The 3004-nt window shown below is 32.6% G+C and carries 3 protein-coding genes; 1 reads left to right on the top strand and 2 read right to left on the bottom strand.

The annotated features are described in order from the left end of the window. Positions 1 to 475: 475 nt before the first annotated feature. The gene (locus RT405_RS03150) at positions 476 to 1411 is read left to right on the top strand and encodes a prenyltransferase (protein WP_313467486.1); all 936 of its coding nucleotides are present in this window, start codon (positions 476 to 478) and stop codon (positions 1409 to 1411) included. Between the two features lie 115 nt (positions 1412 to 1526). Here RT405_RS03150 and RT405_RS03145 read toward each other — a convergent pair whose 3' ends face one another. Both RT405_RS03145 and RT405_RS03140 read right to left on the bottom strand, forming a co-directional pair. After that, positions 1527 to 2279 carry a MurR/RpiR family transcriptional regulator gene (locus RT405_RS03145; protein WP_313467484.1) on the bottom strand — a complete coding sequence of 251 codons (753 nt, stop codon included), beginning with the start codon at positions 2277 to 2279 and terminating at the stop codon, positions 1527 to 1529. A gap of 126 nt (positions 2280 to 2405) precedes the next feature. Continuing rightward, a partial coding sequence (locus tag RT405_RS03140; RefSeq protein WP_313467482.1) for a lyase family protein occupies positions 2406 to 3004 on the bottom strand: 599 nt, incomplete at its 5' end.

The raw sequence follows: 3004 nt of genomic DNA, 5'->3' as shown, positions 1-3004 counted from the left end.
ATAGCTTTCAACATATCTCCCCTTTTACCTAGTTTCAGGAATCTACCCCATTAGTTGGATAAGAACGGTTCCTTATATCGTAAATTTAGATAACTTAAGTTTAGCATAAGTTTCACTATTTTATCTTAGCTTTCTTTTCATTTAACTTACCTATTATTGTAAAGGCTATTTTACTTTTTCCAAAAATTTGGATTGAACTAGTTAAATAGACGATTAAGGAAAATCAGCACCCTCTACTAGTTAACTTAATCCCAAATCCTTTCTATTCCTTTATTTGTTTGCCCAAAAAACCACCACTATTCATGGATTCATCATGTACATTTATCTACAAAATAAGCTATACTTAGATGTGTAATTAAAATTGCTAGCGTCAGGAATCAAGTAAATTTTTTGAAGAATGCTTCTAAACTTAGTTTACCGACAAAGCAGCTTTATTGCATATTAAACCTGAGTGCAGCAGGTAACTTTTTGGGAGATGACGATTATCAAAACTAAATTCAAACTACTATGGGAGCTTGGAGAAATCTACACTTCTCCGTTGAATCTTTTTTTAATCCTATTAGGAGTTTCTTTTTCAACCTATCACTATAACCATACATGGAATTGGCGTATCATCTTATACGTATTAACGATCATTTTTTTCCATGTAGCCGTTAATATCTTTAATAACTATATGGATTATAAAAATGCTTCAGATGCCCATGATTATAAAATAAAATCAAATATCATTGGAAGAGAAAACCTCGATTTAGTAGCAGTAAAGAAAACCTTTTTATTCTTTTTAGGATTAGCTTCTTTTTTCGGTCTGCTATTAGTCTGGTCTACTAATTTCAATTTAATCATATTAGGGTTAGGCATTATAGGCTTTTATGTGGGTTTATTTTACTCATCAGGACCTAAACCATTAAATAGTTTGCCGATTGCCGAGACCGTCACGTCTTTGTTCAGCGGATTTGTCATTCCTTTGATCAGTGCCTATTTGTGTTTATACGATAATGCTAGTTTTTCTTTTCAGACGGTAAAATTAGTCTTCTTCGTTAGCTTACCGATGGTTGTTATGATGTTCAATAACTTACTGGCCAATAATACTTGTGATTTAGAGGAAGACATCGTGAATGGCAGAAAAACGTTAGTCTATTATTTAGGTAAAAAGAAAGCCGTCCAGTTATTTAAAATTGTATTTATTTTTAATTTTTTATGGTTGATTTTGCTGGTCTACTTAAAGTTAGCTCCATTCCTAATATTAATACTGGTTATATTGTTTCCAAGGTATTGGAAGAATTTGTCTCCTTATTTTGATGTACAAGATAAACAAAAGACCTTTCCAGTGGCTTTAAAAAACATGGCCGGTATTATGATGCTGTATCCTATTTTGTATACACTCGGGGTCGTATTCGCACAATTTTTTTAATTAAACTAATATATTAGTTCCTTTTTGCATCTATTTTCATATTTCTCTAAATAAATCATCAAAGAAGCAGCCTTGTATCCTTAAGGCTGCTTCTTTGATGAACAACAATAAAGTTTTAACTTCCATTGGCTTCTTCTAAAGATAATTGATGGATCAACAAATCAATTATTAAGAAAAAACCAATCCTAGAAATCTTATCATTTTTCTTAGTATCTGCTAAATTGGTATAACAGTATAAATTATTTTTAGTGTAGTTAGATAATGTATTAGACTGGAAAGATGTCATATTAATGATATTAGCTTTTTTTAAATGAATTGTTTTAGCTGTTTCAACAATCTTCTGTGTATTGCCGGATAAAGAAATCAAGATAACGGTATCATTTTCTGTCACAAAATTTGTGAACAATTCTGATAAGTTATAGTCCTTAATAAAAATACACTGGATACCCACTGACAAAAGTAAATGCTCTAAGTAATAACCAGCTGCTTTACTTGTCCCTCTGGCCATGATAAATAAATTTTTTGACGACTGTATTAATCGTGCACAGTCTACCAATACTTTTTCATCAACCAGAGAAAATGTTTTCTCTATACTTTGTTTTAACCCATCTCTATAGTTCAATCCGTTATTAGTTTCTTGGTTAATCTTATCTCTGACTGAACTGTTGATATGGTACTTCAATTCTTTAAAACCACTATATCCTAGTTTTTGAGAAAGGTTAATAATCACCGTTTTCGAGACAAATGTTACTTCAGCTAAATCAGTTATTTTTAAATAAGGAATCAGTTCAATATTCTCCACTATATATTTCAAAACTTTTTTTTCACTCATCGTTAAATCATCATAGTTTTCAAGAAAGCTCAACATGCCGGGTCTCCTCTTTTATCGATATAGCTCTTTTAATTTAGTATATCATAAAAAATACGAACTAATTCTCTAAAAAAGCCCAAACCCTATCTATTAATCAATAATCCTTTTAACTGAAATTTCTATTTAATGAATCATCTGCTGAGGATCTAGCCACTGGTCCAATTCTGATTCATTAGCATACCCCAAAGCTAATGCAGACTCACGTAAATTCAAGTTATAATCGAGAGCATTTTTAGCAATTTCAGCACTTTTTGTATACCCAATATGTGGGCTAAGGGCAGTAACTAACATCAAAGATTTTTGCAATGATTGCTCCATTCGTTCACTGTTCGCTTCCATGCCAGTTAAGCAATGAACTCGAAAAGAGGACATTCCTTCTGCAAGTATCGTAATACTTTGCATAAAATTAAAAATCACTACTGGTTTAAAAACATTTAATTGAAAGTTGCCTTGGCTTGCTGCTACTTGAATCGTTGTGTCATTTCCCATAACTTGTGCAGCTATCATTGTTAAGGCTTCTGCTTGTGTAGGATTAACTTTCCCTGGCATAATCGAGCTTCCTGGTTCATTGGCTGGTATTTTTATTTCACCAATTCCGCAACGAGGTCCACTGGCGAGCCATCTGATATCATTGGCTATCTTAAGCAGGTCTCCAGCCAAACTGCGCAAAGATCCGTGACAGTTGCTCAGGCTGCTGTGGCTAGTCAATGCATAAAATTTGT

Origin of the sequence: Carnobacterium sp. (assembly GCF_032094055.1) — a bacterium.
GTDB lineage: Bacteria > Bacillota > Bacilli > Lactobacillales > Carnobacteriaceae > Carnobacterium_A.
Note: the sequence above shows the minus strand (reverse complement) of the source record. Positions and strands in the feature narration are given on the sequence as shown.